This is a genomic window from Fusibacillus kribbianus, from assembly GCF_030053595.1.
Taxonomy (GTDB): Bacteria; Bacillota; Clostridia; order Lachnospirales; family Lachnospiraceae; genus Lientehia; species Lientehia kribbiana.
Genome location: NZ_JASGBQ010000014.1, coordinates 1 through 23,538 on the forward strand (window position 1 = coordinate 1; position 23,538 = coordinate 23,538).

Annotated in this window: 21 protein-coding genes, 2 tRNA genes and 1 rRNA gene; 3 read left to right on the forward strand and 21 right to left on the reverse strand. The window is 52.3% G+C overall.

Features of this window, described 5'->3' with window-relative positions; genetic code table 11:
- The 3 genes from QJ036_RS08465 to QJ036_RS08475 form a co-directional block, all read right to left on the reverse strand.
- A 16S ribosomal RNA gene (locus tag QJ036_RS08465) occupies positions 1-1,126 on the reverse strand; the annotation flags it as partial.
- Positions 1,127-1,423: 297 nt separating this feature from the next.
- Positions 1,424-1,513, reverse strand: a tRNA-Ser gene (locus tag QJ036_RS08470).
- 36 nt (positions 1,514-1,549) lie between these two features.
- A tRNA-Ser gene (locus tag QJ036_RS08475) sits at positions 1,550-1,635 on the reverse strand.
- Between the two features lie 305 nt (positions 1,636-1,940).
- Between QJ036_RS08475 and QJ036_RS08480 the strand changes: the two genes are divergently transcribed.
- Positions 1,941-3,347 carry an amidophosphoribosyltransferase gene (locus QJ036_RS08480; protein WP_283230956.1) on the forward strand — a complete coding sequence of 469 codons (1,407 nt, stop codon included), beginning with the start codon at positions 1,941-1,943 and terminating at the stop codon, positions 3,345-3,347.
- Positions 3,348-3,435: 88 nt separating this feature from the next.
- On the opposite strand, the gene QJ036_RS08485 is transcribed toward QJ036_RS08480, so the two are convergent.
- The 16 genes from QJ036_RS08485 to deoC form a co-directional block, all read right to left on the reverse strand.
- On the reverse strand, positions 3,436-4,071 hold the full coding sequence (locus QJ036_RS08485; RefSeq protein WP_283230957.1) for a hypothetical protein: 636 nt from the start codon (positions 4,069-4,071) through the stop codon (positions 3,436-3,438).
- Positions 4,072-4,248: 177 nt separating this feature from the next.
- Entirely contained in the window at positions 4,249-4,959 is a 711-nt protein-coding gene (gene ispD, locus QJ036_RS08490) for a 2-C-methyl-D-erythritol 4-phosphate cytidylyltransferase (RefSeq protein WP_283230958.1), read from the reverse strand.
- A 38-nt stretch (positions 4,960-4,997) separates the two neighbouring features.
- Entirely contained in the window at positions 4,998-6,038 is a 1,041-nt protein-coding gene (tsaD, locus tag QJ036_RS08495) for a tRNA (adenosine(37)-N6)-threonylcarbamoyltransferase complex transferase subunit TsaD (RefSeq protein ID WP_283230959.1), read from the reverse strand.
- Positions 6,039-6,041: 3 nt separating this feature from the next.
- The gene (locus QJ036_RS08500; RefSeq protein WP_283230960.1) at positions 6,042-6,956 is read right to left on the reverse strand and encodes a ribonuclease Z; all 915 of its coding nucleotides are present in this window, start codon (positions 6,954-6,956) and stop codon (positions 6,042-6,044) included.
- 16 nt (positions 6,957-6,972) lie between these two features.
- Positions 6,973-7,197, reverse strand: a complete 225-nt coding sequence (locus QJ036_RS08505) for a hypothetical protein (RefSeq protein WP_283230961.1) — start codon at positions 7,195-7,197, stop codon at positions 6,973-6,975.
- A 22-nt stretch (positions 7,198-7,219) separates the two neighbouring features.
- Positions 7,220-7,744, reverse strand: a complete 525-nt coding sequence (rimI, locus tag QJ036_RS08510) for a ribosomal protein S18-alanine N-acetyltransferase (protein WP_283230962.1) — start codon at positions 7,742-7,744, stop codon at positions 7,220-7,222.
- Entirely contained in the window at positions 7,741-8,457 is a 717-nt protein-coding gene (gene tsaB, locus QJ036_RS08515; protein ID WP_283230963.1) for a tRNA (adenosine(37)-N6)-threonylcarbamoyltransferase complex dimerization subunit type 1 TsaB, read from the reverse strand. Before tsaB ends, rimI begins: the two co-directional genes overlap by 4 nt.
- On the reverse strand, positions 8,438-8,896 hold the full coding sequence (gene tsaE, locus QJ036_RS08520; RefSeq protein ID WP_283230964.1) for a tRNA (adenosine(37)-N6)-threonylcarbamoyltransferase complex ATPase subunit type 1 TsaE: 459 nt from the start codon (positions 8,894-8,896) through the stop codon (positions 8,438-8,440). The genes tsaB and tsaE overlap by 20 nt, the downstream gene beginning before the upstream one ends.
- Positions 8,897-8,898: 2 nt before the next feature.
- Entirely contained in the window at positions 8,899-9,420 is a 522-nt protein-coding gene (locus tag QJ036_RS08525; protein WP_283230965.1) for a YcxB family protein, read from the reverse strand.
- 13 nt (positions 9,421-9,433) lie between these two features.
- Positions 9,434-11,575 carry a Tex family protein gene (locus QJ036_RS08530; protein WP_283230966.1) on the reverse strand — a complete coding sequence of 714 codons (2,142 nt, stop codon included), beginning with the start codon at positions 11,573-11,575 and terminating at the stop codon, positions 9,434-9,436.
- Between the two features lie 23 nt (positions 11,576-11,598).
- Complete coding sequence (locus QJ036_RS08535; RefSeq protein WP_283230967.1) at positions 11,599-12,039, reverse strand: DUF2752 domain-containing protein; 441 nt, start codon at positions 12,037-12,039, stop codon at positions 11,599-11,601.
- A 6-nt stretch (positions 12,040-12,045) separates the two neighbouring features.
- A complete protein-coding gene (locus QJ036_RS08540; RefSeq protein ID WP_283230968.1) occupies positions 12,046-13,257 on the reverse strand; it encodes an aspartate kinase in 1,212 nt (403 codons plus the stop codon).
- A 41-nt stretch (positions 13,258-13,298) separates the two neighbouring features.
- Positions 13,299-14,510, reverse strand: a complete 1,212-nt coding sequence (locus QJ036_RS08545) for a homoserine dehydrogenase (RefSeq protein ID WP_283230969.1) — start codon at positions 14,508-14,510, stop codon at positions 13,299-13,301.
- A gap of 12 nt (positions 14,511-14,522) precedes the next feature.
- On the reverse strand, positions 14,523-14,966 hold the full coding sequence (locus QJ036_RS08550) for an ACT domain-containing protein (RefSeq protein WP_283230970.1): 444 nt from the start codon (positions 14,964-14,966) through the stop codon (positions 14,523-14,525).
- Between the two features lie 225 nt (positions 14,967-15,191).
- On the reverse strand, positions 15,192-16,715 hold the full coding sequence (gene xylB, locus QJ036_RS08555; protein ID WP_283230971.1) for a xylulokinase: 1,524 nt from the start codon (positions 16,713-16,715) through the stop codon (positions 15,192-15,194).
- On the reverse strand, positions 16,693-17,376 hold the full coding sequence (gene deoC, locus QJ036_RS08560; RefSeq protein WP_283230972.1) for a deoxyribose-phosphate aldolase: 684 nt from the start codon (positions 17,374-17,376) through the stop codon (positions 16,693-16,695). Before deoC ends, xylB begins: the two co-directional genes overlap by 23 nt.
- A 120-nt stretch (positions 17,377-17,496) precedes the next feature.
- Here deoC and QJ036_RS08565 point away from each other — a divergent pair, with 120 nt between their 5' ends.
- Positions 17,497-18,255, forward strand: a complete 759-nt coding sequence (locus QJ036_RS08565) for a GntR family transcriptional regulator (RefSeq protein ID WP_283230973.1) — start codon at positions 17,497-17,499, stop codon at positions 18,253-18,255.
- A 132-nt stretch (positions 18,256-18,387) separates the two neighbouring features.
- Here QJ036_RS08565 and prfB read toward each other — a convergent pair.
- Together prfB and secA are read right to left on the reverse strand one after the other, a co-directional pair.
- A protein-coding gene (gene prfB, locus QJ036_RS08570; protein ID WP_283231014.1) for a peptide chain release factor 2 occupies positions 18,388-19,507 on the reverse strand; the annotation gives its coding sequence in 2 pieces (ribosomal slippage) (positions 18,388-19,431 and positions 19,433-19,507; 1,119 coding nt in all).
- Between the two features lie 44 nt (positions 19,508-19,551).
- On the reverse strand, positions 19,552-22,128 hold the full coding sequence (gene secA / locus QJ036_RS08575; RefSeq protein WP_283230974.1) for a preprotein translocase subunit SecA: 2,577 nt from the start codon (positions 22,126-22,128) through the stop codon (positions 19,552-19,554).
- Positions 22,129-22,689: 561 nt separating this feature from the next.
- Between secA and hpf the strand changes: the two genes are divergently transcribed.
- A complete protein-coding gene (hpf, locus tag QJ036_RS08580) occupies positions 22,690-23,217 on the forward strand; it encodes a ribosome hibernation-promoting factor, HPF/YfiA family (RefSeq protein ID WP_283230975.1) in 528 nt (175 codons plus the stop codon).
- The last annotated feature ends 321 nt before the right edge of the window (positions 23,218-23,538 follow it).

A 23,538-nucleotide genomic window follows, 5' to 3' on the forward strand; every position in this document is an offset into this window, starting at 1 on the left:
TACCGCTGGCTACTAAGGACAAGGGTTGCGCTCGTTGCGGGACTTAACCCAACATCTCACGACACGAGCTGACGACAACCATGCACCACCTGTCTCCAATGCTCCGAAGAGAAGGAACGGTTATGTTCCGGTCATCGGGATGTCAAGACTTGGTAAGGTTCTTCGCGTTGCTTCGAATTAAACCACATGCTCCACCGCTTGTGCGGGTCCCCGTCAATTCCTTTGAGTTTCATTCTTGCGAACGTACTCCCCAGGTGGAATACTTATTGCGTTTGCTGCGGCACCGAAGAGCTTTGCTCCCCGACACCTAGTATTCATCGTTTACGGCGTGGACTACCAGGGTATCTAATCCTGTTTGCTCCCCACGCTTTCGAGCCTCAGTGTCAGTTACAGTCCAGCAGGCCGCCTTCGCCACCGGTGTTCCTCCTGATATCTACGCATTTCACCGCTACACCAGGAATTCCGCCTGCCCCTCCTGCACTCAAGCCTAACAGTTCCAAAAGCAATCCACGGGGTTAAGCCCCGGGTTTTCACTTCTGGCTTGCCAGGCCACCTACGCTCCCTTTACACCCAGTAAATCCGGATAACGCTTGCCCCCTACGTATTACCGCGGCTGCTGGCACGTAGTTAGCCGGGGCTTCTTAGTCAGGTACTGTCATTTTCTTCCCTGCTGATAGGGCTTTACATACCGAAATACTTCTTCACCCACGCGGCGTCGCTGCATCAGGGTTTCCCCCATTGTGCAATATTCCCCACTGCTGCCTCCCGTAGGAGTTTGGGCCGTGTCTCAGTCCCAATGTGGCCGGTCACCCTCTCAGGTCGGCTACTGATCGTCGCCTTGGTGGGCCGTTACCTCACCAACTAGCTAATCAGACGCGGGTCCATCTCATACCACCGGAGTTTTTCACACTCTACCATGCGGTAGTGTGCGCTTATGCGGCATTAGCAGTCATTTCTAACTGTTATTCCCCTGTATGAGGCAGGTTACCCACGCGTTACTCACCCGTCCGCCGCTCAGTCAAATAAGCTTCATCCCGAAAGAATTCACTTAAGTGCTTCGCTCGACTTGCATGTGTTAAGCACGCCGCCAGCGTTCATCCTGAGCCAGGATCAAACTCTCATGTTTAGATTTTGTCCTCGGTTCAAAGATAAGCTCTAGCTTTTCCTTTTATCCCGTTTACTTTACTTAAAGGTTGTTCTCTGAATTTTCTCAACTAAGCTCAAGAAGCAAAGCTTCTTTCGCTTTCGTTGGCTTTTGAAATACTGACGTATTTTTCGTCAATTTGCTGTGCGTCTCAACGTGCAAGCACGCCCGACGCCCATCAACTTGCCGAAGCACTTCGTGCTCCAAAAGCCTGTATCGAATTTTCAGGGGTTGGAATATACTGTTCAGTTATCAAGGTGCTTCGATCTTTCGATCGAACGGAGAAGGAGGGATTTGAACCCTCGCGCCGCTATTAACGACCTACTCCCTTTCCAGGGGAGCCCCTTCAGCCAGCTTGGGTACTTCTCCATGTGCCTGAATCATAATTTTCTCTTTTTCTTTGCGCGGAGAGGGTGGGATTCGAACCCACGCGCCCTTGCGGACAAACGGTTTTCAAGACCGCCTCGTTATGACCACTTCGATACCTCTCCAAAAGTGTGCTTGAACATTTTACTACACCAGAAAGGTCTTGTCAATAGGAAGCCTTTACTTTTTTTGATTTTATTCAAATCCATCTGATCGCTTTCACACGCGCGAAATTTATTCTATCACTTGTTTCTCTTCCTGTCAATAGTTAAATCGAAGAATACTGCAGAAAAATTATCCCGAATCGGGGATTTTCTTTATATAATAAAGGAAATCCATTTCCCTCTTGCAGATTCCCCCCTGTTTCTAGTATACTGTTACTGGTTTTATAACTCATACACTTTTCAGATTACACTTCGGAGGATGAACTATGGGTGGTTTCTTTGGTGTCGCTTCCAAAAGCGACTGCGTTTTCGATTTATTCTTTGGCACTGACTATCATTCCCACCTTGGGACAAGGCGTGCCGGCATGGTTACTTATGATAAAGAAAAGGGCTTTGACCGTGCCATCCACAATATAGAAAATTCACCGTTCCGTACGAAATTTGACCACGACGCCAATTCCATGCGGGGCAACCTGGGAATCGGCTGCATTTCCGATTATGAGCCGCAGCCGCTTCTGATTCGTTCTCACCACGGAACTTATGCCATTACCACTGTCGGTAAGATCAATAATGCAGACGCCATTGCTGAGAAGCTTCTGCAGTCTTCTCACTCCCATTTCTTTGAGATGAGCGGCGGCCTCATCAATGCTACCGAGCTGGTTGCAACGATGATCAATCAGAAGGAGAATCTGATCGAGGGTATCCAGTATGCTCAGGAACTGATCGACGGTTCCCTGACCATGCTCATTATGACTCCCAAGGGTATTTATGCCGCCAGAGACAAAATGGGACGTACTCCTGTCGCTATCGGAAAAAAGGAGGATGCGTTCTGCGCCGCCTTTGAAAGCTTTGCCTATCTGAATCTTGGTTACACCGATTATAAGGAGCTGGGCCCCGGCGAGATCGTTGTCATCACTCCGGAATATGTCAAAACTCTTGTACAGCCGGGAAAGGACATGAAGATCTGCACCTTCCTCTGGGTGTATTACGGCTATCCGTCCTCTTCCTACGAGGGAATCAGCGTTGAGCAGATGCGCTATAACTGCGGCGCCCAGCTTGCCAAGCGCGATAATGTAACGCCTGATATTGTGGCAGGCGTGCCCGATTCCGGTACCGCTCACGCCATCGGTTACGCCAATGAATCCGGGATTCCTTTTTCCCGTCCCTTCATTAAATATACTCCTACCTGGCCTCGCTCTTTTATGCCTACCATGCAGACCCAGCGGAACCTGATCGCGAAAATGAAGCTGATCCCTGTGCACGATCTGATTCAGGACCGGAAGCTTCTGCTCATCGACGATTCGATCGTCCGCGGAACCCAGATGCGGGAAACCACTCAGTTCCTGTATCAGAGCGGCGCAAAGGAGGTTCACATCCGTCCTGCATGCCCGCCGTTGATTTTCGGCTGTAAATATCTGAATTTCTCCCGTTCCTCTTCAGAAATGGATCTGATCACAAGACAGGTCATCAAAGAGATGGAGGGGAATGACAAATTCGCCCACCTGGATGTCTACACCGATCCGGAAAGCAGCGAGTATCAGGAAATGGTGCGGCGTATCGGCGAGAAACTGGACTTCACCTCCCTGCGTTACCATCGTCTGGACGATATGATGGATTCCGTCGGCATCGACAGAAGCAAGCTTTGCACCTACTGCTGGGACGGAAGAGAGTAATCAAGTTGATTATTTGCGTATTAATTACCCGGGGCACCCTCCATACGGAAGGTGCCCCGGAATTGTTTCTGCTATCATATACTTGAGCTTACTTTATAACTGTTCCGTTTTTCACATCAATGATCACGGACAACGGCTCTTCGATCTGATTTCCATCTTCATCTGTCACAGCCAGCGTAATGTTCAGTTCCCGCACTCCCTTTTCACTTTCCTGTTTCAGCCATTCGTTATATTCAGGCTCTCCCTGATAATCGTGATCTGCATATCCGATAAAATCATTTGTTGTAGAAGAAGCTTCCGCCGCAAAAGACAGATATCCGCTCCATATGGTATAGCCATCCAGCACAAATTCCGTTGCAGTTATCGTCAGCTCCTTTTCCATACGGTTCTCTACATCGAAGTAAAACGAGAACTCATTTTCAATGTCCCAGTTACAGATCATGCTGCTGGCATAAGTGATCTTCACATTCTCCGTATCCAAAAGTACCGCTTCTTCTTTGTCCGCCACCTCGGCTTCCGTGGTCTCCACTTCCTTCGGCTCTTCCGTTTGCGTTTCAACCTTTTGTGTTTCTTTACCCTTTGTTTCCTGCGCTTCCTTTTTCTGTTCTTCTTTCTCCTCCACAGCCGCTTCCGTCTGTGGCTCCTCCTTTGCATTTTTTCCTCCACAGCCAATCAGATTCAAAGAGAGCAAAGCAATCAATACCAAAACGCCTAATTTTTTCATGTCATCATTCCTCCATATTACAAGAGTACAGCCTATCTCATCTACACTGGCTAACAGTTACTTTGGTGATAGCTTTTCGTTGCATGTGCAACATGCTATAGAGCCTGCGGCAGACCAGCAGCTCCCGCACACAAGCTTGTGCAACCTGCCTCCGCTTCCCGGCAGATCAGATCATCCTTACCTGCCCGCCTCCTGTTTTTTCAGGAAGACTTCCGCGATCTCCATATCCTCCGGCGTTGTCACCTTGATGTTCCGATAACTGCCCTTCACAAGCTTTGCCCGCTTGCGCAGGAAGATCTCCGCCATCATGGTGTCGTCGGTCACAGGGATCCGGTATGCTCCCTGCCGGAATCTCTCATGAGCTTCCAGAATCACCTCATAGGAAAAGCCCTGGGGCGTATGGATGGCCCAGAGGCCCCGCCGTTCCGGCGTGTCGACAGCCATGTCTTCTGCATCGGCGATCTTGATGGTATCCTTCACCGGCACCGCCGTGGTACAGCTTCCGCAGGCAATTGCCCCTTCCAGAACCTGGGAGATGATCTCCGGCGTCACCATGGGGCGGGCGCCGTCATGGATCAGCACATAATCACAGGGGGCTGCCGCTTTCAATCCCATGTAAACAGAATCGTACCGCTCTGCGCCCCCGGCAATGATCTTTTTTACCTTGGAAAATCCGTACTTTTCCACCAGTTCGCTCCGACAATAGTCGATATCACCGGCTCCTGTCACAAGAACCACCTGGTCCACGATGCTCTCCTCGAAAGCCTTCAGAGAATAATAAAGGACCTCGTGGCCCAGAAGAGTCAGATACTGCTTCGGCACCTGGCTTCCCATCCGGCTTCCCTTTCCTGCTGCCAGTACAATGGCAGTTACCTTTCCGTATTCCATCGGCATCCCCCGTTTCTGTTTCATCCTTACAGGCGTTCTCACCGTTCTCCCAGCTTCAGATTGGGAACAGCGTTGAGATCCCAGCCGCTTTGGACCCCTTTCCTGTATTCGTAATAAGCTGCCGCTCCGATCATGGCTGCATTGTCCGTGCAGAGAATGGGCGACGGATGATAGAACCGGAAGTCCTCCTTCTCACAGGCCGCTGCCATGGCAGCGCGCAGTGCTGAATTGGAGGCAACGCCTCCGGCAATGACCACGTCATGGATTCCGTATTCCCTTGCTGCCAAAATGGTACGGCTCACCAGCGCTTCCACCACCGCATTCTGGAAGGAGGCCGCCAGATCGTTCCGGTTCACCTCGACTCCCATCATTTTCTCATGGTTGAGATAATTGAGTACCGCTGATTTCAAGCCGCTGAAGCTGAAATCGTAAGGACAGCCCTCAATTTTAGCTCTCGGAAATTCCATGGCATGGGGATTTCCCTCTCTGGCCGCCTTGTCGATCTTCGGTCCGCCGGGGTAGCCGAGGCCGATGGCTCTTGCCACCTTGTCGAAGGCCTCTCCTGCCGCGTCGTCCCTGGTGCGCCCGATGATCTCAAACTCTCCGTAATCCTTCATGATCACCAGATGGGTATGTCCGCCGGACACGATCAGGCACAGAAACGGCGGCTCCAGTTCCTTGTTCTCAATGAAGTTGGCGCTGACGTGGCCCTCAATATGATGAACGCCGATCAACGGCAGCTTCTTTGCATAGGCGATGGCCTTTGCCGCCGAAACGCCCACTAAAAGAGCGCCCACCAGGCCGGGGCCGTAGGTCACTCCGATGGCTGTCATCTCATCCAGAGTCATTCCCGCCTCCGAAAGGGCCGCTTCGATGACCTGATTGATCTTCTCAATATGCTTTCTCGATGCGATTTCCGGCACCACGCCGCCATACAGGGTGTGCAGCGCGATCTGGGAGGAGATCACATTGGATAAGACCTCCCGGCCATTCTTTACCACAGCGGCTGCTGTCTCGTCACAGGAGCTTTCAATGGCAAGAATATAAACATCTTTCACTTCTTTTTCCTCTGTCTTCATGCTCTATTCCTCATCCTCAAAACGAAGCTCCACCGACTGACCGTCCTTTGCCGCAATGGCCCGTGGGAAGATCTTCCGCACCTCACCCATATAGTCCTCCGGCCATGCCAGGGACGGGCTGTAATGGGTCAGCCAAAGCTCCTTTGTATCTGCATCCCGCGCCAGGCGCGCTGCCTCATACATGGTCATATGCTTGTTTTCTCTGGCCTTGGCTGCCTTTTCCTTATCCCCGTACATGCCCTCACAGATGAAAAGGTCCGCGTCCTCCGCTTCCTTCGATATGACGGGAAGGGGGCGTGTATCCGTGCAATAGGTGACCTTGATCCCTTTTCGGGCCTGCCCCATGACCATATCCGGCGTATAGATCTGTCCGTCAAGCTCCACGGTCTCCCCCCGCTGGAGGATTCCCCAGTAACGGACCGGCAGATTCAGTGCCTGCGCCTTTTCCACCTGAAATTTTCCTGCTCTCGGCAGAGAAACCGAGTAACCGTAGCAGGGAATATTGTGGTTCACCTTAAAGGCATGGATCGTATAGGGCCCCGTCCGGATCTCCTGCTCCTTCTCGGAAAGCTCCAGAAATTCGATGGAGAAGGGAAGCTCGGGCGCAATGGTCCGGAGGGCTGTCACCACCCGCTCCAGCCCCTTGGGACCGATCATCAGAAGGGGCTCCGTCCGCTCCGCATTGCCCATGGTCAGCAAAAGTCCCGGAAGACCGCTGATATGGTCAGCGTGGTAATGGGTAAAGCAGATCACATCGATGGGCTTGGCGCTCCATCCCTTCTTCTTCAGTGCGATCTGGGTTCCCTCTCCGCAGTCAATGAGCAGATGGCTTCCCTCGCATCTTGTCATCAGGGATGTGAGCCACCGATAGGGAAGAGGCATCATTCCGCCGGTTCCCAGCAAACATACATCAAGCATGATAATTCCTCTCTGTTTACAAAAGTTCTGTTTCCTCTTCTATTTCCACCGGCACGGCAAAGGTTTTCGTCAGCCGGTCATAACATTCTTCACACAGGAAAAAACGGTGTCGCTCCCCGTCCTTTCCGGAGAAATATCCCCAGGTCTTCGTCACCGAAAGTCCCTCCGCGTAAGGTGGTGCACCGCCTGTTTTTACCTGATTTCCGCAGCCGTTGCAGATCGTATATTCCTGTTCTGTCATTGCTTCACAGCCTTTCCTTCTGTCACAGGTATTGAAAAATACGAGCATCCTCGCATGGATTTTTGTAATAATTTCTCCGGCGCCCGATCTCCGAAAAGCCGTGCTTTTCATACAGAGAAACGGCCGCATCGTTGCCGGAGCGCACTTCGAGAAAAGCAGTCCCGGCCCCGTTTTCCGAAAGCCAGTCAAGGAACCGCTCCATCAGCGCGTCGCCAAGGCCCAGCCTCCGCTTCTCCGGCGCCACGGCGATTCGGTGGAGCTCTCCCTCCCCGGCTGCCGCCGCCGAAAAGAAATAGCCGAAAAGTACGCCGCCTTCGAAGGCTCCGAAGGCCCCCCAGGCTGCCCCTGTTGTCCCTTCCCGGTCCGTCAGGCACCGGTTTGCCTGTTCAATGGAATCAGCCACAGTCTTTTCCGACCAGGGCGTACCGAAGATCTGCTGTTCGAGAGCCGCCACTGCCGATCCATCCCCCGGACAAAGGGGGCGGATCGCGATCCGGTCCTTCCCATTTACAGCCTTCCCCTCGTCCCGGGTTCTATTCCCGCTCACGGTGTCTCTGCCTCCCGTTTTTTCCGTTCCGCCATTTCCCGTTCTGCCTGGGACATACGCAGATATTCCGGTCCATGCTCTGCGGCCGTCTCAGTCTTTCCTTCCCGGAAATAGACGGCACCCAGGGCTGCCACTGCGCCTGCCCGCTGTCTTGCCGCAAAGGATGGTGCGAACACGTAGGGCACACGGCACTTCTCCCGGATGATCTCTTTTCCCACCGGTACTCCGTCGCCCAGGAAGACCACGGGACGCCCCAGGGTATTGATCTCCTCCATAATCTCCGAAAGTCCCAGCGCAGCCTGCGGCTTCAGCACCTTAAACTCGTCATGATGCTCGTAAAGGCCGCAGTATACCTGGCTCCTTCTGGCATCCAGCATGGGGCAGATGACCCGGTCCGTGCCGAAATGCTCGTAGGCCATGGCATCCAGAGTCGGCACATGGATCAGCGGCTTTTGAAGGGCCAGTCCCAGCCCCTTGGCTGTTGCCGATCCGATCCGAAGGCCCGTGAAGGAGCCGGGGCCGCCGGACACCGCGATGGCATCCAGAGTTTCCAGATCCGTTTCCGTCATTGTTACGATCTCATCGATCATGGGAAGCAGAGTCTGGGAATGGGTCTTTTTGTAATTGACTGTGTACTCTGCCGTCAGCAAATCGTCCTCCCAGATGGCCGCTGAGGCCGTCAGGGACGCACTTTCAATCCCTAATATTTTCATAACTGCTCCTAACCGTTATTCTGCGATAATCAAAGCCCTGTTCCACATCCTTTTCTATGAGGATCCGGGCTGCGTTCTCCGGAAGCAGCTCATCGATCAGGGAAGCCCATTCGATGAGGCTCACGCCGTTGCCGAAGAAATAATCCTCATAGCCGATCTCGTCCATTTCCTCCGGATCCCCGATCCGGTACACATCAAAATGGTACAACGGAAGCCTCCCTTCCTCATAGACCTGAACAATGGTGAAGGTAGGGCTGTTCACCGGTTCCGTGATGGCAAGTCCGGCCGCAAATCCCTGGGTAAAAACAGTCTTTCCCACGCCGAGATCCCCGTCCAGACAGTAGATGTCTCCCGGCTTTGCTGCTTCCCCCAACCGTTTTCCAAGGTCAAATGTCTCCTCCGGACGGTTTGTCTCCCACACGGTGGTCTGAACCTCCATGACTATTTCCTCCGCTTTTTTCTCTTATTTACGATCTTCTTCCCAACGCCGTACTTTTTGATCAGCTCCACCGCCTCATCGGCATCCGCTTCGCCCAGCTGCTCCAGAGGAAGGAGATGAGCTCTGACCTTGCCGAGATAAAAGATCACCAGGTTTTTAAGGATCACGATTTTTGTGACATCCTTCCACTCCACCAGACCGCCGTTCTCTCCCTGGCTCATGGAAATTCCCTCTTCTGTGATTTCCGTGTCGATGGGATTTTTAAAAAGCTCCACGGTCTTCGCCTGCTTTTTTGCCTTAAAATACAGGTTGACCGGGTTCAGAACGACCGCCCATGCCACCAGAAGGATGCAGATGACCTTCGTCCCCGTCGACATTTCCGTAAAGTTACCGATCAGATCCCCAGTGGCAAGCACCGCCAGCAGTCCCAGAAGGACTCCTGTAACTCCGAAATAGGTGTGATAGATCTGAAACCGGAACAGATCCTTGGCTTCTGTTTTTGTGGTAAATGTTTTATGTTCCATCTATCTGCCTCCGTTACTGTATCTTCATGGTGAGCTGGATCCGTTTTCTGCCGGGATCCACGCTCATGACCTGTACCTCAACCACATCGCCGACGCTGACCGCCTCCAGAGGATGCTTGATATAGCGGTCGCAGATCTGGGAAATGTGGACCAGTCCGTCCTGATGGACGCCGATATCCACAAAGACACCGAAATCAATGACGTTGCGCACCGTTCCCTTGAGGATCATGCCGGGCTTTAAATCCTTCATATCCATCACGTCCGTCCGGAGAATGGGCTTGGGCATCTCGTCTCTCGGATCTCTGGCCGGCTTCTCCAGCTCCTTCAAAATATCCTTCAGGGTGATCTCGCCGATTCCCAGCTCCTGCGCCAGCTTCTCCGGCCGGCTCACCTTTTTACTGATACCGTTGATCCCTCCCGAAGCCAGCTGCTCTTTATCAAAGCCCAGTCTGGAAAGCAGGGCGTCCGCTGCCCGGTAGCTCTCCGGATGGACTGCCGTTGCGTCCAGCGGATTTTTTCCTCCCTGGATCCGCATGAAGCCCGCGCACTGTTCATAAGCCTTGGGGCCCAGTTTTGCCACCTTGAGGAGCTCCTTTCTGTCCTCAAACCGGCCGTTTTCCTCCCGGTAGGCCACAATATTTTTGGCCACTGTCTTTGAAATGCCGGAAATATATTCAAGGAGGGAGGCGGAGGCCGTATTTAAGTCCACGCCTACCTTATTTACGCAGTCCTCCACCACAGCCGTCAGCGCCTCATCCAGATTCTTCTGGTTCATGTCATGCTGGTACTGGCCGACGCCGATGGACTTGGGATCGATCTTGACAAGCTCCGCCAGCGGATCCTGAAGCCTTCTGGCAATGGACACCGCACTTCTCTGTGCCACATCAAAATCAGGAAATTCCTCGGTGGCCAGCTTGCTGGCAGAGTACACGGAAGCTCCCGCTTCACTTACAATAATATACTGAACCTTTTCCGGGATCTCCCGCAGAAGCTCTGCAATGATCTGCTCCGATTCCCGGGAGGCCGTTCCGTTGCCCACGGAGATCAGCGTGATCCCGTATTTCTTTATGAGCCGCTTGACCACGGCCTTCGCCTCGGCCACCTTATTCTGAGGCGCCGTGGGATAGATCACCACGGTATCCAATACCTTGCCGGTGGCGTCCACCACGGCCAGCTTGCACCCGGTCCGAAAGGCCGGATCCCATCCCAGCACCACCTGTCCCACAATGGGCGGCTGCATGAGAAGCTGCTCCAGATTCTTGCCGAATACATGGACTGCTCCCGCCTCTGCTGTTTCCGTCAGGCTGCTCCGGATCTCCCGTTCGATGGCCGGAGCGATGAGCCGCTCATAGCTGTCGGCAATGATCTCTTTCAGGACCGGAGTCGTGTTCGGATTATCCCGGACAAGGATCTGCCGCTCCAGATAGGTAAGGATCTCCGCCTCAGGTGCTTCGATGCGCACCGTAAGGAATTTTTCCTTTTCGCCCCGGTTCAGCGCCAGGATCCTGTGGCCTGCAGCCTTTTTCACCGGCTCCTCATAATTATAATACATCTCGTAGACCGATTGTTCCTCACTCTTTCCCTGGGATTTGATCATGCCCAGCTGAACGGTCTTCTCCCGGATCCAGGTCCGGTAGGAGGCATTGTCGGAGATCCGCTCTGCCAGAATATCACCGGCTCCCGCCAGGGCATCCGCAGCCGTCTCCACCCCTTTTTCTTCCGATATATACTTCTCTGCCTCGGAAAGGGCCGGCGTCTTCAGCATCTGCAGCATCAGCACATCGGCCAGAGGCTCCAGCCCCTTTTCCTTTGCCACGGTGGCTCTGGTGCGCCGTTTGGGACGGTACGGGCGGTACAGATCCTCCACCGCCACCAGGGTAGCAGCTGCGTCGATCTGTGCCTTCAGCTCTGCAGTCAATGCCCCCTGGGCCTCTATGGTCTCCAGAACCTGTGCTTTTTTCTCCTCCAGATTCCGAAGGTATTTCAGCCGTTCATCCAGATTTCTGAGTACCTCATCGTTTAAGGAGCCCGTCATTTCTTTCCGGTAACGGGCGATAAAGGGAATGGTATTTCCCTCGTCGATGAGGGAAACCGCCGCCTCCGCCTGACTCCGTTTGATGTGAAGCTCCTCCGAAAGGGTCTTTATGATATCCATGAAACAATCATTCCTCCAACTGATCAAAAATGCCCGGATGCCCACTGGATCAGATCGACATGCCAGATAAGCCACGCCAGATTCTTCACAAGGACATTCAGGATTAAAAGCGCTACTGCTATTTTAATATAAATATGCCGATAAGCAAACCCCTTTATTTTCCCCCGGGTCAAAATTCTCAGAGTATGGCTTATCATAAAGGCACTAAAAACGGCCACTCCGTATAATACAAAGGGGTGGCAGATCACACTCGCAAGGATCCTTCCCTCGAAGAGCAGACGAAGGGCTCTCGTTCCGCCGCAGCCGGGACAGAAAAGTCCGGTCAGGGAATACAGCGGACAGGCCAGAAGAGGGCCTCCGAGGGGGATCTCAAATACTTTGATAAAAAATGCGGCGGCGGCTACCACCAGGATAGCCGCCAGCCCCAGCCTGTATAAGGTCTGTTCTGTACTTCGGTCATTCAAAAGACATCAGTCCTCGCCCAAGTCAAACTTGTCATGGATTGCTCTCATGGCACGGGTCACATCATTCTCGTCGATGAGAACAGTGATGCGGATCTCAGAGGTGGAGATCATCTGGATGTTGATGTTTGCTCCGTAAAGAGCCTCGAACATCTTGGCAGCCACACCGGGGTTGGAGGTCATGCCGGCACCGATGATAGATACCTTTGCCACATGCTCATCGTACTTGAAGGAGTTGGCCGTAAACGCATCCTTATGCTCCTCAATGATAGCCAGCGCCTCGTGAAGCTCGGTCTTCGGCACGGTGAAGGCAATATCACGTCTGCCGTCACGGGCTACGGACTGCAGGATGATATCGATGTTAATATTCTTTGCAGCCAGGTAATTGAACAGCTTAAAGGCGATACCGGGCTCATCCTTCACACCGATAACTGAAATTCTGGCAGTATTTAAATCTGAAGCGACACCGCTTACGATCATTTTTTCCATTTTTGTTTCCTCCTTAACAACGGTTCCTTCCGCATAATTCAAGCTGGAGCGCACAACAAGCTGTACGCCGTATCTTTTTGCCATTTCCACAGAACGGTTATGAAGCACCTTTGCTCCGAGGGATGCAAATTCCAGCATCTCATCGTAGGTAACCTCACTCATTTTTCTCGCGTTGGGCACAACTCTCGGATCTGCCGTGTAAACGCCTTCCACATCGGTGTAGATCTCGCAGGCATCTGCGTGAAGAGCCGCTGCCAGTGCCACTGCCGTGGTGTCGGAGCCGCCGCGGCCGAGGGTCGTGAAATCATCATGACGGTTTACACCCTGGAAACCGGTCACAATGACGATCTTCTTTGCATCCAGCTCGTTGCGGATCCGCTCCGTGTCAATGCGTTTCAGCCTTGCATTGGTGTAGGCTGAGGTGGTATGCATTGCCACCTGGAATGCATTTAAGGAAACCGCCGGAATTCCCATGGAAGCCAGCGCCATGGCCATATAAGCCACGGACATCTGTTCCCCCGTCACAAGAAGCATGTCCAGCTCACGCTTCGGCGGATTGGGATTGATATCATGAGCCTGTGCGATCAGGCCGTCGGTTGTCTTTCCCATGGCGGAAAGCACCACAACCACGTCATTGCCCTTCTGATAATCCTCAACACAGCGCTTTGCCACGTTGAAGATCCTCTCCTTGTCGGCGACTGAGCTGCCGCCGAATTTCTTCACAATTAACATATTGTCCTCCTCGTTTTATGTCTCTCACTGTTTAGCACAATTTATACATCCATACGGATCATCTGAAGGATACCGTCCACAAAAGCTGCCTTCTTTTCATACTCAGCCTCTGCCATTTCCGGCGTTACAAAGGCGAACTCGTTGAGTCCCTCTAATTCAATATATGATACCGGTCCAAAAGCTGCTTCCACCTGTGCCTTCTTCTCTTCTGTATTTTCTGCCGCGCGGACAAAGAACTTTCTCACCCATGTTCCCTTGTCTGCCAGCGGAAGCTTTTTGGTGCTCCAGCTTGTCACCAGTGTGGTATGGGGATTCTTTGCCATTTCCACCACATCGGCCACCACGGCACTGGCGGTGGGAAGGCTTCCTGCGCCGCGTCCGTAGAACATGAGCTTATCGACCATATTGCCCTCGACCATGATCCCGTTGAATACATCGTTGACCGCATAGAGGGGATGGTCTGCATTTATCATGACGGGAGCCACCATGGCGTAGAATTCCTCTCCTGCCCGTTTGCTGGTGCCGAAAAGCTTGATGGAGGTTCCCATTTTTCTGGCATATTTAAAATCTGTATCGGTAATTTTCGTGATTCCCTCGGTGTAGATATCTTCAAAATCCACCTGGCTTCCGTAAGCCAGGGAAGAAAGGATCGCAATCTTTCTGCAGGCATCGAAGCCCTCGATATCCGCCGTGGGATCCTTTTCCGCATAACCCTTATCCTGGGCTTCCTTCAGGACCTCGTCGAAGGTCACGCCCTCCCGGTCCATCTTCGTCAGCATATAATTGGTGGTGCCGTTCAGAATACCGGTGATCTCCAGGATCTCGTCGGCAGTCAGGCACTGGTTCAGAGGACGGATAATGGGGATTCCGCCGCCCACGCTGGCCTCAAAGAGGAAGCTCACATGATTTTCCTTAGCCAGATCCAGAAGCTCAATGCCCTTCTTTGCCACCAGGGCTTTATTGGAGGTGGTAACCGATTTGCCCGCCGCCAGCGCCTTTTTCACAAAGGTGCAGGCCGGCTCCACGCCGCCCATGGTCTCCACCACAATGGCGACCTCAGGGTCATTGACGATCACGTCAATGTCATGGACCACCTTTTCCTGAATAGGGTCTCCGGGGAATTCCCGAAGATCAAGCACATATTTCACTTCGATGGGTTCTCCCACCCGCTTTGCAATACTCGCCGCATTTCTCTCCACAACAGCCGCCACGCCTGAGCCGATGGTGCCATATCCCATGATCGCAATTTTCATCTGTTTTTCCTCTCACTCTCTCGCTAATATTTTCAGATAATGGATCCCCTGCAGCTTCTCTATGGTCTCCAGCATCGCTGAGGTATCGCCGGTGGTCGGCAGTACGTCCACACTCAGCGTCAGGGAAGCCACACCGTTGATGGGAATCGTCTGATGAATGGTCAAAATATTTCCGTTATACTCTGCAATCGTCTTCAGCACCGTGGACAGAAGGCCCGGCACATCATCCATCTGAAGCACAAAGGTAATCGTCTTGCCTCTGGCATTATCGTGAAACGGAAAAATGTCGTCCTTGTATTTATAGAAGGAGCTCCTGCTGATGCCGACCTGTTCTGTGGCCTCCTGCACCGTCATCGCCCGCTCAGAAGCCAAAAGCCGTTTTGCCTCCACAACCTTCAAAAGCACCTCAGGGACAGCCTTGTTTCTGACTACATAATACTGATTATCCTCTGCCATAATTCCTCCGTTTTTCCATGCGTCCGTCTGGCAAACACAAATGTTTTCACCACGGAGAATCTTAGCACATTTCCTGCGATTATGCAACCTTTTTTTACAAAAGAAATGAAAACCGCTTCCTATGTTATACAAGATATGCCGTTCGCTGTCAATGCACTTCTTGAAAACCATGAAACGCCGCACCTGAGCTGCCTTATGACAGTTCTGGCACGGCGCTTCCATACATCATTCTGCAAAGGCCTTCAGGCCTTCATATACGGGCAAAAGCCCGTTGTAAGCCGCATCAAAAACCGGCTGAAGCTTCCGGTAAAGCTCCCGGTTCTCCCCGATCGGCTCCACGCTGTGACGGATCTCAAGGAACCGGTCTGCAGCCCGGAAATCTTCGAAAAGTCCGATTCCCACGCCTGCCGTGATGGCCGCCCCCATGGAAGTGGCCTCGTCGAGAAGGGTCGGAATCTGTAGTCTTACCCCGTAAACATCGGCAAGGATCTGCTGCCATACACCGCTCTTGGCTCCTCCGCCCACTACCACCATATCCCGGATGGTCTGACCGTGATTTCGGAAAATATCAAGGACGATATTCAGGTTCATGGCCACGCCTTCTTCAATGGCCCGCAGGAAATCCGACCGTCTGTGTTCCATCCCGATTCCCACAAAGCCGGCTCTTGCATCCGGATTCCACCTGGGACTCCTTTCTCCCATGAGATATGGAAGGAACAGAAGTCCGTTGCTGCCGGGCGGGCTTTTTCGCAGGCTTTCCTCCAGAATCGTGTAGACAGAGGTTCCACGGGCCTTCGCCAGCGCCGCCTCTTCCCCGCAGAAGTTGTCCACATACCAGGCATAGGCACCGCCGCCGCTCTGCATGGTTCCGGTGGGAAGCACATAACCCGGCACGATGTGCGCCCAGTTGAAGGTTCTCTGTTCTTCATCATAAATGGCCTTTTTGCTGGTAATGGAGATCCAGGACGAAGTCCCCATGCTGCTGTGGGCCACTCCCTCGTCAATGCAGCCGGTTCCGATGGCTGAGCAGACGCCGTCTCCGCCTCCGCAGACCACCGGCGTACCGGGAAGGAGCCCCACAAGGGCCGCAGCCTCCTCCGTGATATGCCCTGCAATGTCCGTGGATCTGTGAAGCTCCGGCATCTTCGCCCGGTCGATCCCCATGGCTTCCAGAAGAGTGTCCGACCAGGCAAGCTGATCCAGATTCAGAAGACAGGTGGAGGAGGCATCCGTATACTCCGTCACAAATGCTCCGGTCAGCTTGAAAATCACATAATCCTTAGCATTTAAAAGCTTGTAGGTTTTTTTGTAGACCTCCGGCTCATGCTTTTTCACCCACATAAATTTCTGACCGCCGTAGGAGGGTGACAGACGATGGCCGGTGATCCGGTAAAAGTCCCGTTCTGAGATTCGTTCCGCAATCTCCTTCTGCTGCTCCACCGCCCGCATGTCCGCCCAGATAATGGCTTTTCTCAAAGGAGCGCCGGTCTCATCCACGCAGACACAGCCCATCATCTGTCCGCTGAAGGAAACGGCGGCAATGCTTCCCTTCTCCACCTTCTCCATCAGCGTTCTGGTGGTCTCCACCACTGCCCGCCACCAGTCCTCCGGATCCTGCTCCGCCCAGGTCCCGTTGGTGTAGGACACCGAATAATGGTACGTGACACTGTCGATCAGCTTTCCGTCAGAAGAAAACAGGGTTGCCTTATTGCCTGAGGTTCCGAGATCATGCGCCAGCAGATATTCCATTCTTGAATTCCTCCGTTATTTTAATCGATGCAGAGGTACCGATCCGCTCGGCCCCTGCCTCCACCATGGCCAGACAGGCAGCAAGATCCCGGATTCCTCCGGCGGCCTTCACCTTCACTGCGTCTCCCACCATGCTCTTCATCAGCTTCACATCCTCCAGCGTGGCTCCGCCGGTCCCAAAGCCGGTGGAGGTTTTGATATAATCCGGCTTCTCCTCCAGAGCGATCCGGCAGAGCACCCGCTTCTCCTCATCCGTCAGGAAGCAGTTTTCAAAGATCACCTTGACAATGACTCCCGCCTCCCTGCAGGCTGCCACGATCCGGTGCATCTCTTCCTTTATATAAGCGTAATTGCCCTCCTTAAGCTCTGTGATATTGATCACATAATCGATCTCGTCGGCGCCGTTTGCGATGGCATCCTTCGTCTCAAAGACCTTTGTCTCAATGGTCGTCTGTCCCAGCGGGAAGCTGATGGCTGCTCCCACATGGACATCGGTCCCCTTCAGCAGTTCCTTGCAGCGCTTTGTCTGCACGGAATTGACTGCCACCATGGCAAAGCCATAGGTTTTTGCCTCCTCGCAGAGCTTCTCCATATCCGCCTCCGTGGCGTAAGGTTTTAAATAGGTATGATCAAACAATTTTACCAGCTTTTCCAGTTCCATTTTTTCTTCCTCCGTGACAATTACTTTGTAATTACATAATAATGTATTAAATAAATAATGTCAATCTCACATATTGTCTTTCCCGGTCATATCCTTTATAATTTCCTCAGGAGGTGTGCTATGAATCCAATCTACGAAAAGCTGAAGCTAGACCGCAGCATTCCTGTTCCTCTTTATTACCAGATCAAGACCTTTATCTGCAGCCACATTCAGGATGGCAGCCTGACCGACGGGGAAGCGGTTCCCACCGAGGAGGAGCTGTGTACGCTTCTCGATGTGTCGAGACCCACAGTCCGTCAGGCCTTCTCCGAGCTGGTTCACGAGGGGTATTTAAACCGGATCCGGTCCAAGGGCACCTACATCACCCATCCGAAGATCAACAGCGATTTCATTCAGAAAATACAGAATTACAATCAGGAGACGAAGGGGCTCGGTCTGGTTCCAGACACAAAGGTTCTTTCCCTCCGGACGCTCCCTGCCGTAGAAGAGGTGGCCCGCCAGCTTTCCCTGTCGGAGAAAGACCCGGTCATCTGCCTTGAGCGTCTCCGCTACGCCGATGGGAAACCCATGGTCTATGTGAAGACCTTTCTGCCGGAGGCCCTCTGTAGTGCCGTCCTCACAGAGGATCTGGAACAGAACTCTCTCTACGAAACTCTGGAGGCCCGCCTGAACATCCGCATCGGCCATCTGACCCGTCAGATCCAGGCAGCCCTGGCCGATGAGTATCTGGCAAAGCTTCTGGGTGTGGCAAAGGACTCGGCTATTTTGTACATTGTCACCGTGGCCTACACCGAGGAGGGCATTCCCTTTGAATATTCCCTGGCCTCCTACCGGGGTGACACGTACCGGATGAGCGTAGAGCTGCACAGGGAGAGATAATAAATGCTGCAGAACCCACGTCCTGAAAAGACGTTGATTCGCTGACGCTGACCACACAAAAAAGACAGTGTAAAGGCCAATATACCTTCCGCACTGTCTTCTTTTATACGTTTGATTCATGCAATGTCTCTGTTATGATTTCTCTCCGCCCAGCTTGATATATTTGAGATAGGCGCTGATGAAATTATCCAGGTTTCCGTCAAGGACGCTAGCCACATTACCGCTTTCCTCGTTGGTCCTGTGATCCTTCACCATGGTGTAGGGCTGCATGACATAGGAGCGGATCTGGTTGCCCCAGCCGATCTCCTTCACATCGCCGCGGATGTCGGAGATCTTCTCCGCATTCTCCTGCTGCTTGAGAAGCAAAAGCTTTGCCTTCAGCATCTGCATGGCCTTATCTTTATTCATATGCTGGGAACGCTCATTCTGGCACTGTACCACGATGCCGGTGGGCAGATGGGTGATACGGATGGCCGATGAGGTCTTGTTGATATGCTGGCCGCCGGCGCCGCTGGAACGGTAGGTATCGATCCGCAGCTCGTCGGGATTGATCTCAATATCGATATCCTCCTCAATATCCGGCATCACATCGCAGGAGACGAAGGAGGTCTGGCGCTTGCCGGCTGCATTGAACGGCGAGATCCGAACCAGACGGTGAACGCCCCTCTCCGACTTGAGATAGCCGAAGGCATTGAGCCCGTTGATCTGTACCGTCACCGACTTGATCCCGGCCTCTTCTCCATCAAGATAGTCCAGGACTTCCGTCGTAAAGCCCTTCCGCTCTGCCCAGCGGGTGTACATGCGGTAAAGCATGCCTGCCCAGTCACAGGACTCGGTTCCGCCGGCCCCTGCATGGAGAGTCAGTATGGCATTGTCCCTGTCGTATTCGCCGGAAAGGAGGGTGGAAAGCCGAAGCTCCTCCAGCTTATCGGAAAGCTCCTTTAAGCTCTCCTCGATCTCCGGAAGGACAGAGGCATCATTTTCCTCATAGCCCATTTCCAAAAGGATCTGAATCTCCTCTTTTTTCTCCTCCAGCTGATGGAATTCCTCCACCGTATCCTTCAGATTTTTCAGTTCCTGCATGATCTTTGAGGAGCGGGCCGCATCGTTCCAGAAGTCCGGCTCCTCCAGATATTTTTCAAGCTCTGCAATTCGTTCACTTTTCCCGGCCAGGTTAAAGTGAATCCCTCACTTCCACTAAAGGTTTTTCCAGGGCAGCAAGTTCGCCCTTAAAAGCATCAAGCTCTACCAATAGCTTCACCTTCTTTCTTCATCTTGATCCGATTTCTGATTTGCTTACTTTTCCATTCTGCCGCAGCACTGCTTATATTTCTTGCCGGAGCCGCAGGGGCAGGGATCGTTGGGGTAGATCTTTTTTGTTTCCCGTTTCTTCGGTGTATTGGCCACCGTGTCATCCTTGTTGGTGCCGGTCACCTTAGCTACCTGCTCACGCTCCACCTTCTGCTCCACACGCACATGGAACAGAAGCTTGATGGTCTCTTCCTGAATATTGGCCGTCATGGCGTCGAACATCTCATAGCCGGCCATCTTGTATTCCACCAGGGGATCTCTCTGGCCATAGGCCTGCAGGCCGATGCCCTGTCTCAGCTGATCCATATCGTCGATATGGTCCATCCACTTTCTGTCAATGACCTTGAGAAGGATCACACGCTCCAGCTCACGGACCTGTTCGGTCTCGGGGAACTGGGCCTCCTTCTCCTCGTAAAGCTTGACAGCCTCCTCCTTCAGCATATGCTTCAGTCTGCTCTTGTTGAAGGATTTATATTCCTCCTCCGGAATCCGAACCGGTTTTACCGGAACAGAGGGAAGCAGCAGGTCGTTAAGACCCTTGACATCCCAGTCTTCCGGAGACTGATCGTCGGAAATGGTGGCATCCACCACATTTTCCACCGTGTCTGTGATCATCTTGTAGATCACGTCCCGCATGCTCTCGCCGTCCAGAACCCGGCGCCGCTCCGCGTAAATGACCTCACGCTGCTCGTTCATGACCTGGTCATAATCCAGCAGTCTCTTACGAATGCCGAAGTTGTTGCCCTCGATCTTCTTCTGGGCCTTTTCAATGGCGCTGGAGAGCATCTTGTGCTCGATCTCCTCGCCGTCCTCCACGCCCAGCGTGTTGAACACGCTCATCAGACGCTCAGAGCCGAACAGACGCATCAGATCGTCCTCCAGACTGATGTAAAACCGAGACTCGCCGGGATCGCCCTGACGTCCGGAACGGCCTCGCAGCTGGTTATCAATACGTCTGGACTCATGGCGCTCCGTACCGATGATCTTGAGACCTCCGGCGGCTCTCGCCTCCTCATCCAGCTTGATATCGGTACCACGGCCTGCCATGTTGGTGGCAATGGTCACTGCTCCGTGAACACCGGCCTCCGCCACGATCTCCGCTTCCATCTCATGGAATTTGGCGTTCAGCACCTTATGGGGAATGCCCTTTTTGCGGAGCAGGTTGCTGAGCTCTTCCGAGGAATCGATGTTGATGGTGCCGACAAGGACCGGCTGTCCTTTCCTGTGGGCTTCCATCACGGCATTCACCACTGCATTCAGTTTTTCTCTCTTTGTCTTGTAAACGGCATCCTGTCTGTCCTCGCGGATCACCGGCTTGTTGGTCGGGATCTCGATGACGTCCATGCCGTAAATATCACGGAATTCCTTTTCCTCTGTGAGGGCAGTACCGGTCATACCGGCCTTTTTGTCAAATTTATTGAAGAAGTTCTGGAAGGTGATCGTCGCAAGGGTCTTGCTCTCTCTCTTGACCTTCACATGCTCCTTGGCCTCAATAGCCTGATGGAGTCCGTCGGAATACCGGCGGCCCGGCATGATACGGCCCGTAAACTCATCTACGATGAGCACCTGATCATCCTTCACCACATAATCCTGATCGCGGAACATGAGATAATTGGCTCTGAGGGCCAGGTCAATGTTGTGCTGAATCTCCAGATTCTCCGGATCGGCCAGGTTCTCAATATGGAAGAACTGCTCCACCCGCTCAACGCCCTGGGCCGTCAGGCTCACGACCTTTTCCTTCTCATTGACGATAAAATCTCCGGTCTCGGTGATCTCCTCCTTCATAATCGCGGCCATCTTTGTCATCTCGCCGCTGGCCTCACCGCGCTGAAGACGCTTTGCCAGGCTGTCACAGACCTCATACAGCTTGGTGGATTTGCCGCTCTGACCGGAAATGATCAGCGGCGTTCTGGCCTCGTCGATCAGCACCGAGTCCACCTCATCGACGATGGCATAATGAAGTTCTCTGAGAACAAGCTGCTCCTTATAGATCACCATGTTGTCTCTCAGATAATCAAAGCCCAACTCATTGTTGGTCACATAAGTAATGTCGCATTTATAAGCTTCCCGGCGCTCGTCGTTTGTCATGCTGTTGAGTACCACGCCCACAGTCAGCCCAAGAAACTCATGGACCTGTCCCATCCACTCGGCGTCACGCTTTGCCAGATAATCATTGACAGTCACGATGTGAACGCCCCTGCCTTCCAGGGCATTGAGGTATGCGGGAAGGGTCGCCACCAGGGTTTTTCCTTCACCGGTCTTCATCTCGGCGATCCGGCCCTGATGGAGAATAATACCGCCCAGGATCTGCACCGGATAATGTTCCATGTTCAATACACGCCTTGCTGCCTCGCGGACCACCGCATATGCCTCCGGCATGATGGAATCCAGGCTTTCTCCTCCTGCCACTCTACCCTTGAATTCTCTGGTCTTCGCCCGGAGCTCTCCGTCTGAGAGCTTCATCATATCCGGACGCATGGCAACGATCTTTTCCATAACCGGTTTAATCAGTTTGATTTCCCGTTCGCTGTGTGTTCCAAAAAATTTTTGCATCAAACCCATATCTGTACGCACCTGCCTCTTATTCAGTATCTCAAAAGTACATAGCTGTCCGATTATATTCAGTCAATCTATCTTATTGTAACACCATCCGGGGCTTTCTTCAACTATTTTTCTTTTTAGGCATTTTACACAATTCGACACTCATTTTTTCGAGTTTTCCCGCAGGCAAAAAAAAGTTATCCACATTATCCACAAAAGTTATCCACGGAAATCCAGAGCGTTTTTCCGCGGTTTTTCACTTTTCCACGGACTTATCCACATTATCCACAACCACATCTGCTTTTTCTGTGGACAGTACAAAAAAACATCTGTTTTGTGAACTTAACCAAAATTTTACATTTTCGACCTTTTTCTTCATTTTCTCCTTGACTTTTTCCGCCCCCACGTTCCTGCATTTTTCACAATTTTGTTGTCAAACAATTTATAGTCTTTTTATCTTTTTGCCTTGTAAATCTTTCGAAATATGGTATAATTTCAATATAATCCATTCAGCGACATGGATGGATTCAGGAACGTATTTACAGACGTTTCCGAAAATATGCAGAAAAAGGAGTTGATGTTATGCAGTACATCATTACAGGAAGAAATATCGACATCACCGAGGGCCTCAGAAACGCTGTCCTTGAAAAAATCGGCAAGCTTGAGAGGTATTTCACTCCCGCCACAGAAGTCCATGTCACACTGAGCGTCGAAAAAGACCGGCAGAAAATCGAGGTTACCATTCCCGTAAAAGGTTCTATCATCCGTTCTGAGCAGGTCAGCAGCGATATGTATGTTTCCATTGACCTGGTGGAGGAAATTATTGAGCGGCAGTTAAAGCGATACAAAACAAAGCTGGTCGAGCAGAAGCAGAACACCACCTCCTTCTCCGAAGCATATATGGAAGAAGAGGCTGACGAGCCGGAAGCTGTACGGATCGAGCGCACCAAACGGTTTGCAGTGAAGCCCATGGATCCTGAAGAGGCCTGCATTCAGATGGAGCTTCTTGGCCACAGCTTTTTCGTATTCCGCAACGCGGAAACAGACGAGGTCAATGTTGTATATAAGAGAAAGGGCAATACCTACGGACTGATTGAGCCCGAATTCTGATAAAAGTTTGAATTCTGATGGATGTTTTGATTGTAAAGGAGCCATTGCTTCAAATGGGGCAATGGCTCCTTTTTATTGCTTCTGTGGAGCTTTTTGTTTGTGCGGGAGTCTTTTGTTTTGGGAAGATTTTTCCGCCTCTTTGAGGGATTCCGCGGAGCCGGCGGTACTCTGCTCCTGATCCGTACCGCCGCATTATCACTTTTCAAGCTTTTACGGCGGTACTTTGGCAGCTGCAGGAGCTAAACTCATCTACAAGCATAATCCTGCGCCTGTTTCATTTTTGAGGTTTACTTCCTGTACAAGTGAGTATATACTTGTCTT